Annotated in this window: 12 protein-coding genes; 3 read left to right on the plus strand and 9 right to left on the minus strand. The window is 69.9% G+C overall.

Going from position 1 to position 14,631, the window contains the following annotated elements; all coding sequences use genetic code 11:
- Positions 1-87 precede the first annotated feature (87 nt).
- The 5 genes from EIZ44_RS34875 to EIZ44_RS34895 all read right to left on the minus strand — a co-directional run bounded on the left by EIZ44_RS34875 (position 88) and on the right by EIZ44_RS34895 (position 3,256).
- Positions 88-312, minus strand: coding sequence for an exodeoxyribonuclease VII small subunit (locus tag EIZ44_RS34875; RefSeq protein WP_037367840.1), 225 nt, complete (start codon positions 310-312; stop codon positions 88-90).
- Positions 313-386: 74 nt separating this feature from the next.
- Positions 387-869 (minus strand): hypothetical protein, encoded by a 483-nt coding sequence (locus EIZ44_RS34880; protein ID WP_134733430.1) that lies wholly within the window; start codon positions 867-869, stop codon positions 387-389.
- A gap of 100 nt (positions 870-969) precedes the next feature.
- On the minus strand, positions 970-1,359 hold the full coding sequence (locus tag EIZ44_RS34885) for a hypothetical protein (protein ID WP_134733462.1): 390 nt from the start codon (positions 1,357-1,359) through the stop codon (positions 970-972).
- Entirely contained in the window at positions 1,359-2,624 is a 1,266-nt protein-coding gene (gene xseA / locus EIZ44_RS34890) for an exodeoxyribonuclease VII large subunit (protein ID WP_134667033.1), read from the minus strand. Before xseA ends, EIZ44_RS34885 begins: the two co-directional genes overlap by 1 nt.
- Positions 2,621-3,256: a lipid droplet-associated protein gene (locus EIZ44_RS34895; RefSeq protein ID WP_037816679.1), complete on the minus strand. Its 636-nt coding sequence runs from the start codon at positions 3,254-3,256 to the stop codon at positions 2,621-2,623. The genes xseA and EIZ44_RS34895 overlap by 4 nt, the downstream gene beginning before the upstream one ends.
- Before the next feature lie 150 nt (positions 3,257-3,406).
- On the opposite strand from EIZ44_RS34895, the gene EIZ44_RS34900 reads away from it, so the two are divergent.
- Positions 3,407-4,417, plus strand: a complete 1,011-nt coding sequence (locus tag EIZ44_RS34900; RefSeq protein WP_043828136.1) for a 4-hydroxy-3-methylbut-2-enyl diphosphate reductase — start codon at positions 3,407-3,409, stop codon at positions 4,415-4,417.
- Positions 4,418-4,985: 568 nt separating this feature from the next.
- Here EIZ44_RS34900 and EIZ44_RS34905 read toward each other — a convergent pair.
- Positions 4,986-5,885: a DUF6542 domain-containing protein gene (locus tag EIZ44_RS34905; RefSeq protein WP_167754367.1), complete on the minus strand. Its 900-nt coding sequence runs from the start codon at positions 5,883-5,885 to the stop codon at positions 4,986-4,988.
- Positions 5,886-7,001: 1,116 nt separating this feature from the next.
- A complete protein-coding gene (gene rmuC / locus EIZ44_RS34910) occupies positions 7,002-7,916 on the minus strand; it encodes a DNA recombination protein RmuC (RefSeq protein ID WP_134733434.1) in 915 nt (304 codons plus the stop codon).
- 229 nt (positions 7,917-8,145) lie between these two features.
- Between rmuC and EIZ44_RS34915 the strand changes: the two genes are divergently transcribed.
- Positions 8,146-9,300: an exonuclease SbcCD subunit D gene (locus EIZ44_RS34915; RefSeq protein WP_037816865.1), complete on the plus strand. Its 1,155-nt coding sequence runs from the start codon at positions 8,146-8,148 to the stop codon at positions 9,298-9,300.
- Positions 9,297-12,260 carry an AAA family ATPase gene (locus tag EIZ44_RS34920; RefSeq protein WP_134733436.1) on the plus strand — a complete coding sequence of 988 codons (2,964 nt, stop codon included), beginning with the start codon at positions 9,297-9,299 and terminating at the stop codon, positions 12,258-12,260. The genes EIZ44_RS34915 and EIZ44_RS34920 overlap by 4 nt, the downstream gene beginning before the upstream one ends.
- A gap of 402 nt (positions 12,261-12,662) precedes the next feature.
- On the opposite strand, the gene EIZ44_RS34925 is transcribed toward EIZ44_RS34920, so the two are convergent.
- The gene (locus EIZ44_RS34925; protein WP_134667025.1) at positions 12,663-13,166 is read right to left on the minus strand and encodes a methylated-DNA--[protein]-cysteine S-methyltransferase; all 504 of its coding nucleotides are present in this window, start codon (positions 13,164-13,166) and stop codon (positions 12,663-12,665) included.
- A gap of 13 nt (positions 13,167-13,179) precedes the next feature.
- On the minus strand, positions 13,180-14,589 hold the full coding sequence (locus EIZ44_RS34930; protein WP_134733438.1) for a DNA-3-methyladenine glycosylase 2 family protein: 1,410 nt from the start codon (positions 14,587-14,589) through the stop codon (positions 13,180-13,182).
- Positions 14,590-14,631 lie beyond the last annotated feature (42 nt).

The raw sequence follows: 14,631 nt of genomic DNA on the forward strand, positions 1-14,631 counted from the left end.
TGGCCTCCCGGAACACGGTTCGTCAGCGGGTGCCCAGTCTGTCAGATCCCTAGACCACCTGACCGATTCAGCAACGCATGGTGCACGTCACTCTGTGTCGTCGTCGGTCTCCACCGAGGCCAGCGCGGCCTCGATCCGCTCGCGGGCGCCTTCCAGATGCCGTTCGCACACTTTGGCGAGCCGCTCGCCCTTCTCCCAGAGCTCGAGCGACTGCTCCAGCGAAAGCCCGCCTGCCTCGAGTTCCTTCACCACTTCGACGAGCTGATCGCGGGCCTGCTCGTAACCGAGTCCGGCGGTGTCTGCTTCGCTCACGTTCTCCGACCTTGTGGTGCACGGGGCTGTCGGCGCAGACTACCGCGCTCGGCGCTGCTGCCGGGGAGGCTCGGTCAGTCTCCCAGGTCCAGCTGCCAGCCGTTACGCTCGGCGTCGTCCGCGTCCTTCCACATAGTGCCGCGATGGTCGTTGCCGATATGCACGCCGTAGCGCTCGGCGCTGGGAACGTCGGTGAATTCGAAAGTGAAGGTCCGTACCCAGACGCCGTCGACGATGTCGGTCGCGCCGCCGCTGCGGTGCAAGGTTGTGGTAGCGACTACCCGGCCAGTCTCGTCTACGAGCGTGACTTGTGCGCCCTCGCTGATGTCGCGGTAACCGTCGTATCCGTCGGCGGCCGATTTGGTGCATTGCATATCGCAGCGGAGGGACAGCGAGCCGGTGAGCGGCCCAGCACTCGATCCGAAGACGGCGATCAAGGCAGCGGCGAGTGCGCCAGCGAAGACGACCACTCCGCCGACCCAGAGGAAGAGTTTGGTGCGGCTCGGTCTTGGCGGGTTCGCGATCAGCTGTGCGTTTGGGTCCGGGTCGGCTGTCATCGTCCTGTCTCGCTCTCTTCGTCGTGAATGAGCGAATAGACGTGTTGATCATCCCGGTCGTTACAGCGGGTGATCTACGATTTGAGCCTGCTGTATGCCGCTATCGCGGGAAATGCGCCCGCTGCGGGCCCGCGACCACCGCGCTGGCCATCGCGTGGTCGTATCCGACGAAGGCCAGCGCGAACTCCTGCCCGTCACCGTCCGCGATGGCGTCCTCGAGGTTCTCCTGCGCGCTCGCCACGCGTCGCCGATGGCCGGTCCCTTCGGCGAACCACCACCGGACGCCGACGTGCTCGGACGTTGCCTCGGACAGCCGCCTGAGCTGCGGGGCCAGCCCGCGCCGAGCCGCGGTGCCGCAGCCGGCGAGCAGGGCGGTCCAGCATTCGTCGGCGGCCCGGTCGGTGACCAGGGCCTGCCGCAGCAGGAGACCGGCGTCGAGCCGGGCGGCGGCGTCCACCGTGAGCGGGAGGAACGCCGGGGCCCGGTGCATCACGGCCGGTCTCCTTCCGGTGCGGGTGTCGTCGGCTCGACGGACTCGGCCACCGCGTGGACCGCCCCGTCGGCGACCCGTACGCGCAGCTGCGCTCCGTCCTCGATCTGGGAGACGGAGCGGAGCACGTGGAGGTTGCCTGCGGAATCCGTGAACTGGACGACGGCGTACCCGCGTTCCATCGTGGCCGCCGGGCCGAGCGCGGCCAGCTTGCCCCGTGCGTTCGCGACCTCCGCCTGGTCCTTGGCGAGCAGGCTGAGCATCGCGCGCCGGCCGCGTTCGCGGTGCATCTCGAGGTCGCTGAGGCGGCGTTCGATCGGACCCAGCGGATCGGCCAGCGACGGACGGCTGCGCAGCTGGGTCAGCAGCCGCGTCTCCCGGTCGACCCAGCCGTGCAGCGCGCGCCGGCCGCGGTCGCGCATCTGCCGGACCCGCGCGGTTTCCTCGCGGACGTCCGGCACGATGCGCTTGCTCGCGTCGGTCGGAGTGGAACAGCGCAGGTCGGCGACATAGTCGAGCAGGGGAGTGTCCGGCTCGTGCCCGATCGCGCTGACGATCGGCGTGCCCGCGGCCGCGACCGCCCGGCACAGCGCCTCGTCGGAGAACGGCAGCAGATCCTCGACGCTGCCGCCGCCGCGGGCGATGACGATCACGTCGACGTCCGGGTCTTTGTCCAATATGGACAGTGCGCGGAGGATCTGCGGCACCGCCTGCGAACCCTGGACGGCGGTGTTCAGCACCTTGAACAACACGTGCGGCCAGCGTGCCTGCGCGTTCGCCAGCACGTCCCGCTCAGCCGCCGACGCGCGTCCGGTGATCAGCCCGATTCCCTTGGGCAGAAAGGGAATCGGCCGCTTCCGTTCGCGGGCGAACATGCCCTCGGCGGCCAGCAGCTTGCGCAGCCGTTCGATCCGCGCGAGCAGTTCGCCGATGCCGACCGCGCGGATCTGGTCCGCGCGCAGGCTCAGCGTGCCTCGGCCGAAAAAGAACGACGGCTTGGCGTGGATGACCACGCGGTCGCCTTCGCGCAGCGGCGTCGGCAGTTCGCGCACCAGCCACATCGGACAGGTGACGGACATCGAGACGTCCGCGGACGGGTCGCGCAGGGTCAGGAACGCGGTCTGCGTGCCGGGCCGCGCGTTCATCTGCGTGACCTGGCCTTCGACCCAGACGTCGCCGAGCCGGTGGACCCAGTCGCCGATCTTGCGCGCGACAGTGCGGACCGGCCACGGATTCTCCGCGCTGGTGGCGGGGTCGTTGCTCACTGGCCTTCCGCGGGGTCGCCCGGCTGTTCCTCGGCCTTGCGTGCGTTGCCGATCCGCCGCGCGAGCATGCCGACGAACGACGCCCGGTCGGCGTGGGACTTCTCGTACTCCAGCAGCTCTTCCAGCTGGGGCACGGTCAACCGGCGCAGCCGAGCGCGCAGCTGCGGGAGGGTCAGCTCGTCGTAATTGCCCAGCCCGGCCGGGCCGGAGGAGCTGTCGTTCTCGCCCTCGGAGTGTTCCTCGGCGAGCGCGCGGGTCTCCTCCACCCACGGATCGTCGATGGTTTCCGCGGCGAGATCCGGCGGCTGCGCGCGATGGCCGTTGGTACGCGGCTCGGGCAGGTCGTCGACCGGCACGAGCGTGGGCCGGGACGGGGCGAACTCGGGCTCGGCGTCCTCGTCGAACGTGGCCCAGCTGGGCGTGTCCTCGACCGGACGCAGCATCGACAGCGCGTCGTCGCCCTTGATGGCCAGCTCGGTGACCTGCTGCTGGACGCGCATGGACAGCTGCAGCACCTGGCTCACGACGGTGACCGGCAGGCCGGTGAGCTGCTTCGGGAGCTCACGAACCCGCTCGGCGGTGGTGACGGCGAGGCCCGCGGCGACCCGGAGGGGGAGCGGGAGTGGCTTCATGGGTCCAGCGTGCCGCATCAGGGCTGTTCTGCCCAACCGAACGGGTGGCCAGGGGCACCGGACGTGACGCCCGGCACAGCCTGAATGGCCGCCGCCATCATCCGAACGAGGACTTCAACCCCGGATCGGCACTGCCCGTACCCTGGAGGCATGACTTCTGCGAGTCCCGGAACCGAACCCGCCGGTACCCCGACGATCTCCCGGTCCGGCGCCGCCAAACGCGTGCTGCTCGCGAAGCCGCGCGGGTACTGCGCCGGTGTTGACCGCGCGGTCGTCGCCGTCGAGAAGGCGCTCGAGCTGTACGGGCCGCCGGTGTACGTGCGCAAGGAAATCGTGCACAACCGGCACGTCGTCGAAACTCTGCGCGAACGCGGCGTGATTTTCGTCGACGAGACGTCCGAGGTGCCCGAGGGCGCGCTCGTGGTGTTCTCCGCACACGGCGTCTCGCCCGCGGTGCACGCCGAGGCCGAGGAACGGAACCTGCGCACCATCGACGCGACCTGCCCGCTGGTCACCAAGGTGCACAAAGAGGTCAACCGCTTCGCCAAGGACGACTACGACATTCTTCTTATCGGCCACGAGGGCCACGAGGAGGTCGAAGGCACGGCCGGCGAGGCACCGGACAAGGTGCAGCTGGTCGACAAGCCCGAGGACGTCGACAAGGTTGATGTGCGCGATCCGTCGAAGGTGATCTGGCTGTCGCAGACCACCCTGTCGGTGGACGAGACGATGGAACGCGTCGACCAGCTCCGCGACCGCTTCCCGACCTTGGCCGACCCGCCCAGCGACGACATCTGTTACGCCACCACCAACCGCCAGGTCGCGGTCAAGGCGATGGCCCCGGAATGCGACCTGGTGCTGGTCGTGGGCTCGAAGAACTCCTCCAACTCGAAGCGGCTGGTCGAGGTCGCTTTGAAGGCTGGCGCGTCGGCCTCGCACCTGATCGACTTCGCTTCGGAGGTCGACGAGGCGTGGCTCGAGGGCGTCTCGACGGTCGGGGTCACGTCCGGGGCCTCGGTGCCGGACGTGCTGGTGATGGACCTGCTGAAGTGGCTGGCCGAGCGCGGGTACGGGCAGGTTGACGAGGTGACTACGGCGAACGAGAAGATCGCTTTTGCGTTGCCTAAGGAGCTTCGGAAGGCTGTTAAGTCGGAGTCCTGAGGTTTCCGTTCGGTGCTGCGGTGGGCGGAGCGTTTGGCGCGCCGCTGAAGCTTTCGCCGCGAAGTCGTGCGAGCCGGCTCCGGTCGATTTGGCCGCTGAGCCGTGCAGTAGTTCGTGCTGAGTCACGACCCGGGGCGAGAGAATTCCTTTAGCCGCAACGAAAAGGCCGCCGATCCCGGTGTGGGGATCGGCGGCCTTTCTCGTTTGCCTTGTGCTGCCAGCTTCCGACGTGAGTTGGGTGCCCAGCCTTCGGCGGATGGTCCGGTTCCTGTGTGGCTTGCGCGCCCGGTCGGCCCGCGTCGGGTGGTCCAGCTCCGGCCTGACTTGCGTGCTCGGTCAGGTTTGTCGGGGGGTCTGGTTTCGACCTGCCCTGCGCCCGGTCAGTCCTCTGTGGGTGGCCCGGCTCCAGCGTGACTTGCGTGCCCGGTCGGCTCTTGTCGGGTGGTCTAGTCCCAGCGTGACGTGCGTGCTCAGCCAGCTTTCGTAGGGTCGCCCAGTTTCGGCGTGACTTGCGTGCTCGGTCAGCCTTCGTCGGTTCGCCCGGTTCCGGCGTGGCCTGCGCGCTCGGTCAGCCCTCGTCTTCCCAAGGACGTTGGCGGCGCGGTGGTTCCCTGCGCGGCGGACGCGGACGCCCGGGAGGCGGCTCGTCCCCGCGCGGCCGACGGCGCGGCGGCGGAGCGTCACCCCGCGGATCACGACGGCGCGGATCGCCCTCCGGCGGCCGGGGCCGACGCCCTTCCGGCGGCGGCTTGCGACTACCGCGCGGAGCGTTCGGGTCCATCGGCTCACGACGCGGTCGGGCACCCGGCTCGCCAGGCGGACGCGGCCGTCGCGGCGGGGGAGCGTCGAGATCCCGCGGCGGACGGCGACGGTTGCCCGGAGGCGGCGTCTGACCGGACTGCCCAGCGCGGCCGGCAGGCGGCCGCGAGCGCGGACGGCTGGCGGATTTGTCGTCGTCCTCGTCCCGACCGCGCGGGACTTTGCCGTCCTTGATCTTGACCGGTGCGTCCGGGTCGCGTTCGCGGTAGATGCGGAAGAAGCCGAACAGCAGCGTGACACCGGTGGTGACCGCCATCGTCGGGAAGCCCTTGATCAGCGGCGTCCCGATGTTGAGCAGCTTCGACAGGGTGTCGCTGGCTTCCGGACCCCCGCCGGTCAGCAGCACCACACCCGGCACGGTGACGGCGAGCACCAGCGGCGGCTGCACCATCGGACCGAACAGTCCGCGTCTTTGCACCGCGCCGACCGCGATCACGGCCCCGAGGAAGTAGCCCGCCTTGAAAACAAAACCGAGGCTGCCGGTGGACTTCTCGTCGATGATGGCGCCGAGCACTGCCAAGCCGAAGCCCACGAGCACAGCCGCCCACCAGGGCAGGCCGCGCCTCGTGCCGACGACGAGACGCTCGTCCCACGGCACGGGGGCGTCATCGGCATCGGGATCGCTCTGGCGATCGCGTATCGCGGTCACGAGGCACACCGTAGCCCGTACTTGTCACGATCTTGTTGGCACTGCCGAGGACAGCACGAAGCAGCCACTCGACCGCATGACATTTCGTACGGTCGAGCGGTACCCGCGGTACGGCCTTCCCGCACCGCTCCGCCGAACGAGGAACCAGTGGACCAGACCTCTGACCAGCGGTGATACCGACGGTATGGTCCGGCTGCCCGTTTCCCGGCCCTGCGCTGACCCCAGGCTATGCCACCAGCCGACGACCGCGACGGCGGCGCCACCGGTCCTGTTCCGGAACATTCGCCGTTCTGGAACTTGACCGGGAATTGACGTTCCCGTGAGCCGCCTGAGCGTCCGGATCCTGCCCGCGCGACGTCGGAACCGTGCCCTTTCGCTCGCCCCGGCGGCAGTGTCCAACCTGGACTTCGCCGTTCGTTCCGGGCAATCCGGACCTTGGTGTCCGCTCGCTGCACTCAGCCGCAAGCGGTCGACGGTCGGCGCTGCGGACGATGACCGCTTGGGCCGCGTCACCGTGTTGGCCGCCGACGCGTGACCTCCGGCCTACCGCTCACCGGGACGTCGCTGGGCTCTCCTCGGACGCCTGCCGCGCCACCGCCCGAGCGAGACCACGCTCCTCCTGCGAAGAGCGCCAGGGGCCGAGCCGCACCACGCCAGGCCGCGCAGTTGCTCCCTCGACGAGGCGCACTCCCGCTGGACGATGCCGAGCCAAATCGCCCGCCGAGGCACGCTCTGCCGGATCGCGCCACCTGACCCACGCCCGCCAAAGTGCACTGCCGTGGCTTACTCGGCCAGATCGCGCCGCCAGCGGCCATGCCGCCAGATCGCGCTGCATGGGCTCGGCTCGTCGGGACGTGCCACCGGATCCGTGTCCCGGACGCATGCCGCCGAACCGTGTCGCCACGGTCGCGCCTGCCAAGCCCGCGCAGATCGTCGCGCCAGACCAGGCAACCGCAACCTCGCCCTGCCCAACGTTAACCACGCTCCACGTGCGAGAGCATCAGCCCACGGCCGTCATCTGACGTCAGGAAGCCCCGTTGCGGAGCCCGCCCCGTAGGAGCACACCCTCGATCATCCGATCGCGACTGTCGAGCCCGCGGCCATCGCGCCGTGACCTCAACCAGCTGCCACCTCGTCTCCCTTCCGAAGCTGCGGCACCGGCGACGGACTGCCCGACGCGTCGGTGAGCGGCGCGACGGTCGCGCGGAACGACTCCAGTGCCTCGAGTTCCCGGCGGCGGGCCGAGACGAAGCGCTGCAGATGCGTAGAGGACAGATTCAGCGCCTCCACCGCATTGCCCGCGGCTCGGTGTGCGGCGGCGGCGCCCGCGCGCACTTGCTCGACGTCCTCGACGAGCGCTCGGTCGCTGGCGGCGAACAGCGCTGCCGACGCGAGCACCCCGAATCCCGTGGGGCCGCACAGGAAGACGCGGCGGTCGATCAGCCAGCGCAGCAGTTCGGGATCGGTGTCGAGGGCGGCGACGACGGCCGCGTCGGACGGGACGAACATGATGGTGCCGTAAATCGCGTCCGCCCAGCGCTGGTAGCCCTTGCCCGCCAGCTCCGCCGCGCGGGAGCGCAGCTGCCGGACGTGGACGCGCAGCGCGTCGAGCCGTTCTTCCGGGTCGTCGGTCTCGACTGCCTCCGCCCAGATGGCCATGCTCGCTTTCGCGTCGACCGGTACCGCTCGGCCGCCGCCGACATTCAGCACCAGGTCGGGCTTCGCGCTTCCGCCGCCGCCCAAATCGGTCTGCAGGGTGAAGTGCAGTCCCTCCCGCAGTCCGAGTGCGCGCGCGGTTTCCACGAGCACCTGTTCGCCGAGTTCGCCGCGGCCGTGGATCGACGCGAACGCCACCTCGTACCGGCGCAGCGCGAGCTGCTGCTGGTCGCCTTTCGCACGCTCGGCCGCCACTAGCCGCGCGGCCGCGTCGGCGCGGCGCATTCCGTCGTTGTACAGCCGCCACAGCGCGACTACCGCGACGCACAGGAGCAGCGCGAGCACGACGGCCGCGGTGGTGATCACCGTCTCCACCCGGTCCTCCTCTCCGTCGGGTCCGGCGGGTGTCCGGACGCGAGACATCATGGCGGACCCCACCGACAAAAACCGGCACCCGCGGTCGCGCTGCGTAGCTGACCTGCGACTTTCCAGATTCGAGGCTGGGCGTGTCCGCGGCGGACCTGATCGGCTTCGTACACACGTTCGAGTGGGGTACCGGCGTGCCTCCCCGATTTCGTCGGGGTCTGCTCCTAACGTGGTCGCCGTGAGAGTCCTCCATACCTCTGATTGGCACGTCGGCCGCACGTTCCACGGTGCCGATCTGCTTACCGAACAGGAGGCCGCCCTCACGCACATCGCCGAACTCGTCGACCGCGAGTCGGTCGACGTCGTGGTGGTGGCCGGTGACATCTACGACCGAGCGGTGCCGTCCGCCGAAGCTGTCCGCGTCGCCACGGCCGCGATGACCCGTATTCGCCGGGCCGGCGCGGAACTCGTGGTCACGCCTGGCAACCACGATTCGGCCGCGCGGCTGGGCGCGTTCGCCGAATTCGCGGCGGCGGGCGGGCTGCACGTCCGCGCGACCGTCGAAGGCATCGCGGAACCCGTTGTGCTGCACGACGAACACGGCGCTGTCGCGTTCTACGGCATCCCGTATCTCGAACCCGAGCCGTCGCGGCACGCCTTGGGCGTGCCGGAGGCGCGCGGCCACACCGGCGTGCTCGGCGAGGCGATGCGGCGTGTGCGGGACGACCTGGCCAGTCGTCCGGAGACTCGGTCCGTAGTGCTGGCACACGCTTTCGTCACCGGCGGCGAGGCCAGTGAATCGGAACGAACCATCGCGGTGGGCGGAGTCGAGCAGGTTCCCGGCTCGGTGTTCGACGGCGTGGACTACGTCGCGCTAGGGCACCTGCACGGACCGCAGACGCTCGCGGAACACCTCCGGTACTCCGGAAGTCCGCTGGCGTACTCGTTTTCCGAAGCGCGGCAACGGAAATCGGTATGGTTCGTGGATCTCGACGCCACCGGCCTGGCCGAGGTCCGCAGGCACGAGCTGCCGGTGCCGCGCCCGCTCGCGACGCTCTCCGGTGAACTCGCCGCTTTGCTCGATGACCCGGAACACGAGCAATGGCGCGAGCATTTCCTCTCGATCACGGTCACCGACCGAGTGCGCCCGATCGATGCGATGCGGTTGCTGCAGGACCGTTTTCCGTATGCAGTGCACATGGATTGGCGGCCCGACGGCGGGGTCGCCGGCACCGAACTGAAGTACGCCGAGGCGGTGCGCGGGCGCAGCGACATCGAGATCGCGCGCAGCTTCCTCGACGATTGCCGGGGTGCTCCGCCGACCGAACGCGAGGAGCGGCTCGTGCACCTGGCGCTCGAAGCAGCGAACCGGGCGGCGGTGGAGAAGCTGTGAGACTGCATCTGCTGGAGGTGGAAGCTTTCGGCCCCTACTCGGGGCGGGAGGTGGTGGACTTCGATGCCCTTGGCGCCGACGGTCTCTTCCTTCTCCACGGCGACACCGGAGCGGGCAAGACCACGCTGCTCGACGCGATCGCGTTCGCGTTGTTCGGCGTGGTGCCGGGCGCGCGCGGCGACGTCAAGCGGTTGCGATGCGATCTCGCCGAACCGGATCGGCAGACCGAGGTCGTGCTGGAGCTGACCGTGCAGGGTCAGCGGTTGCGGATCGTGCGCAGCCCGGAGTACCAGCGGCCGAAGAAACGCGGCGACGGATTCACCACGCAGCAGGCCCGGGTTTCGCTGACCTGGGTCGGCGAACCGCCCGCCGGGCTGCCGCCGGACGGGAGCATCCGCATCGACGAGGTGGCGCGCACCGTCGAGCGGCTGCTGGGCATGACTGCACCGCAGTTCTTCCAGGTTGTGCTGCTGCCGCAAGGAGAATTCGCGAAGTTCCTCCGCAGTGACACCACGGAGCGCGAGAAGCTGCTGGAGCGGCTTTTCGGCACCGAGCGGTTCTCCGACGTCGAACGCTGGTTCGCGGACCTTCGCGCGGAACGCGGCCGTGCGCTGGAAAAGCGGCAGCAGGAGGTCCGCGAGCTGCTCGCCCGTTACGCCCAGGAAGCGCAGCAGGAGCCGCCGGAGGAAAAGCAGCCGGAGTGGGTCGAGGCGGTGCTGACCGAGATCGCCGCCCGGGCCGAGGCGGCGGAAACCGAGGCAGCGCAAGCACGTTCGGCAGCGAAGTCCGCTGAGGTCGCGCTGCGCGAGGCCGAAGAGGACGCGGAAAAGATCCGCCGGGTGCGCACCGCACACACCCGGCTGACTCAGATCGCCGAGCAGGCGACCGAACGTGCTGAGTGGACGGAAGAAATCGCAGCGGCCCGGCGCGCTGCCGCGGTGGTTCCCGAGGCCGAGCTGATGGACCGGCGCACGGCCGAGCTCGGCGACGCACAGGTACTGGTGGCCGATCGGATCCGAGATCTCGCCGACCTCGGTTTCGATGTGGTCGGGCTCGCGGTCGCGGACCTGCGCGAGCGCGCGGGCTCGGTTCGCGAGGAGGCGGGCGCTCTCGCCGAGTTGGCCGCGGAAGCCAACCAGCAGAAGAGCGACGAGCAACGTCGTGCGGAACGACAGAAAGCCGCGGAGAAAGCCGCCGAGCAAGTTGCAGGGCTTGCGGAGCGGTTGGCCGAGCTGCCCGGTCGGATCGCTGCTGCGCGCACTGAAGCGACGGTAGCCGGGGAAGCGGCGGCGAAGCTGGACGGCGCGAAATCCCGCGTCGAAGAGCTGACGGTACTCACTCGCGCGGCCGAGGAGTTGCCGCCAGCTGAAGCCAGAGTCGAGCGCGGCGAAGCGAAACTGCGCGAAGTGGTCGACGAGCACCAGGCGGCTCGGCAACGTCGGCTGGATCTCCGCGAACGCCGTCTCGACGGCATGGCAGCAGAGTTGGCTGCGGGCTTGGCCGAGGGAACGGCGTGCCCGGTGTGCGGGTCGGCCGACCATCCGGCACCGGCGAACCACGACGCGCCATTGGTGGACGCGGCCGAAGAACGTGCCGCGGAAGAAGCCGAGCAGAAGGCGTCGGCGTTGCGCCAGCGAGTGGTGTCCGCGTTGGAAGAGGCCAAGGCACGAGTTGTCTTCCTGCGAGAACGTCTGGACGGACGCACTGCGGAGGAGGTCGCGACCGCGCTGACCGAAGCCAGGACGGTCGTCGCGGAACTCTCCGGAAAGGCGCAGCGCAAGGCTCAGTTGAACGCGAAGGTCGCTGAACTCGAGCGCGGTGCCGAGCAGTTGGCCGAACAGCGGCACCTCGCCGAACAGACGGTCACCGAGGCGAACGGCGAGATCCGGGCGTTGGACGAACGGATGGCTGAACGCGAGCAGCGGCTGGTCGCGGGCCGGGGAGAGTTCCCGGACGTTCCCGCCCGGCGGCAGCACCTGCTCACGTTCGCCGGCGCGCTCGACTTGGCGGCGGAGGCGCACACCGCGGTGTCGGGGGCGGAGGCTCGGCTCGCGGAGCAACGGGATTTGGTGGAGATCTCGTTGCATGCCAAGGGGTTCGCAACCCTGGAGGAAATGCGCGCCGCCGTCCGGACCGACGAGCAGATCACGAAGCTCGAACAGGGTCTCGCCGAGGCGGAAGCGACTGCCGCCGGTGCGCGGGAGATGCTCGCGCAGCCGGAACTGTTCGGGATCTCACCGGACGACGCGGTAGAAGTTGCGCTGCTGGCGGAGCGGGCGAAGGAGACGCGGGCTCGGGCGGATACCGCTTTTGCCGCGCAACAAGCGGTTTCGGCGCAGCATCGCGAACTGGTGAAGCTGGCCGGAAGGTTGAGCAAGGCGCTGTCGGAGCTGGAGCCGTTGGAGGAGGAATACGCCGAACTCCGCGCACTGTCCGAAGTGGTCAACGGACGAGGGCAGAACGCGCGGAAGATGTCGCTGCGCTCGTATGTCCTGGCTGCTCGGCTGGAAGAGGTCGCGCTCGCGGCGACCGCGCGGTTGCGGACCATGAGCCAGGGCCGCTACTCGTTCGTGCACTCGGACGCGGCCGGCGCGCGCGGCACGAGGGGCGGCCTCGGCCTCGACGTGCTGGACGACTACTCCGGTGCCGTGCGCCCAGCGAAAACCCTGTCGGGCGGCGAGTCGTTCCTCGCGTCGTTGTCGCTCGCGCTGGGGCTGGCCGATGTGGTGGCAGGCGAAACCGGCGGTGCGCTGCTCGACACTCTCTTCGTGGACGAGGGTTTCGGCACCCTGGACGCCGAAACCCTGGACGTGGTGATGAACATCCTCGACGAACTCCGCGCCGGCGGACGCGTGGTGGGCCTGGTGTCGCACGTCGAGGAACTCCGCCAGCGCATCCCCACGCGGCTGCGGGTGCGGAAGTCCCGCGCCGGGTCGAGGGTGGAGTTGCAGATGGCTTGACGAGAGCAGGCCCGGTGCCTCGACCACGCTCGCCGCGTCGGCTAACCCGGCCGAGCGGCCTGGCCCGGCGAACCCGGCGCAGCTGATCGGCGAACTCGATCCGACCGAGCCACTCCAGCCCAGCCGACGAGCGAGCGCGGCCCGGTCGACCGGCGAACCTGGCCCGGCGAACCCGGCCCGGCCGACCAGCGGGCCTGGCCCGGCGCGCACCCGGCCCAGTTGACCGGAGAACTCGATCCAACCGCGCCAATCCAGTCCGGCTGAGCAGCGAACCCAGCCGAGCGGCCGACCCAGCCAACCCGGCTCAGCTGGCCACCGAACTCGGCCCGGCGAACTGGGCTCAGCCGACCAGCGAACGCGGCTCAGCGAACTCGACCCGACCGAGCCAACCCGCGCGGGCCGTCAGGCGGCCTCTTCGTGGTGCAACAGCCACCGCTTAGCCGGCACGCCCCAGCGGAAGTTGCCGATCGCTCCGCCGGTCCGCACGACGCGGTGGCAAGGTACGAACAGGGCCGCCGCGTTGCGGGCGCAGGCGGTTGCTGCGGCGCGGACCGCGGAGGGGTTGCCGGATAGGGCGGCGTACTCCGCGTAGCTCACTGGGCTGCCTGCTGGGACCTTGCGCAGCATCTCCCACGCGTGCTCGCGGAACGGGCCGGAGCGTTGGCGTACCTCGATGTCGGCGACGGCGTCGAGGTCGCCGCCGTGGTAGCGGCGGATTGCGGTCGTCACCGGGCCAAGGTCGCGGCGTTCGGTCAGGGTCGCCGGGGTCAGGGACGGCGAGATGAGGGGCGTCAACTCGGCGACGTCGGCGGTCCAGCCGGAGGCCAGGACGGCGCCGTCGCCGGTCACTACTGCGGTGAACGGGCCGATGCGGGTGTCCAAAGTGGACCAGAAGGCGGTGGGCACGAGGAAAGTCTCCTTAAACGGTCACGGAACTGAGATACCGGCTGGCGTACGAGCTCCACGGCTGCCAGCCGCGTGCGGACGTCGCCAGGTCGATGCCCAGCTCGGCCGCGCCGTGGCGGACGGCTGGGTCGGCGGTCAACAGGACGTCGGGGGCGCCGAGCAGGCGCATCACGACGTAGTCGGCGGTGGCGGGATCGACGCCGGTCGCGAGCATTTCGGCGCGGAGTTCGTCGGCGTCCCGGCCTACGTGCAGGTCCAGTTCACCGGCGACGATTGTCGCGGCGACCTTCTTGACCAGCGGTTTCACATCGGCCTCGGCGATGGCGGACGGGGTCGGGAAAAGGGTCGTCAGGGTGTCCATGGGCGGGTCGGCGGGCGGGACGGGCTCGCCGAGGGCGACAACGTCGGTCACGTCTTCGCCGAGCAGGGTGCGGAGCAGGACTTCCGGGCCGTCGACGGCGCCTGGCACGCGGATGCCTGGAACGGCGGCGACCAGCGGGGCCAAGGCCTCGTCGGCGGAGAGCACGCGCGAGACGGCTTCCGGGTCGGCGTCCAGGTCCAGCAGGCGTCGTACGCGGCTGACGGCGCTGCTCAGGTCGCGCAGGTCCGAGAGCGCTAGGTCGCACTGCACATAGCCAGCGCGCGGGCTGACCCACACTGACGCCGGGCCGTGCGGGAGGCGCAAGGTGCGGCCGTAACCGTCCTCGGAGACGGCTTCGATGCCTGGCAGCGCCCGCGAGGCGTGGTAGCCCAGCACGCCCGCGGCGTCGAACGGGGCGCGGAACGGCAGGCGAAGGCTGAGCCGCGTCGCGCCGCTGGGTTCGTTGCGGTTTCCGCGGCGGAGCGAAGCCGCGCGCAGCTGCGACGGGGTTGTCGCGAACACCTCGCGGATTGTTTCGTTGAACTGCCGGATGCTGGAGAACCCGGCCGCGAACGCGACGTCGGTGAGCGGCAGCTGCGACATCTCGATCAACAAGCGCGCCGAGTGGGCTCGATGAGCTCGGGCTAGGCGGATCGGGCCCGCGCCCAGTTCGGCGGTCAGCACCCGTCCGAGCTGGCGTTCCGAGTAGCCGAGTTGACGGGCCAAGCCGGGCACGCCTTCGCGCTCGACCAGGCCGTCCGAGATCAGCCGCATCGCGCGGGCGGCCAGGTCGGCGCGTACGTTCCAGTCCGGCGAACCGGGGACCGCGTCCGGCAGGCAGCGGCGGCAAGCGCGGAAACCACCGGCTTGTGCGGCGGCCGAAGTCGGGTAAAAGCGGACGTTTTGCGCCTTCGGCGTGAGCGCCGGGCAGGACGGGCGGCAGTAGATGCCCGTGGTGCGCACCGCCATGATGAACTGGCCATCGAACCGCTGGTCGCGGGCGGTCACCGCGCGGTAGCAGCGCTCGGTGTCGCGCCAGATCGGAATGGTCGAGGTAGCCATGCGGTCGATGATGCCAGCAGGTGAGAGCCCTGACTGGCGGAA

It is taken from the genome of Amycolatopsis nivea (genome assembly GCF_004522235.1).
GTDB lineage: Bacteria > Actinomycetota > Actinomycetes > Mycobacteriales > Pseudonocardiaceae > Amycolatopsis > Amycolatopsis nivea.

Bases quoted from the DNA above. Each gene is read 5' to 3' on its own strand.
- EIZ44_RS34930 (WP_134733438.1), bottom strand. From the start codon at position 14,589: ATGGCTACCTCGACCATTCCGATCTGGCGCGACACCGAGCGCTGCTAC.
- EIZ44_RS34880 (WP_134733430.1), bottom strand. From the start codon at position 869: ATGACAGCCGACCCGGACCCAAACGCACAGCTGATCGCGAACCCGCCA.
- EIZ44_RS34895 (WP_037816679.1), bottom strand. From the start codon at position 3,256: ATGAAGCCACTCCCGCTCCCCCTCCGGGTCGCCGCGGGCCTCGCCGTC.
- EIZ44_RS34885 (WP_134733462.1), bottom strand. From the start codon at position 1,359: ATGCACCGGGCCCCGGCGTTCCTCCCGCTCACGGTGGACGCCGCCGCC.
- EIZ44_RS34900 (WP_043828136.1), top strand. From the start codon at position 3,407: ATGACTTCTGCGAGTCCCGGAACCGAACCCGCCGGTACCCCGACGATC.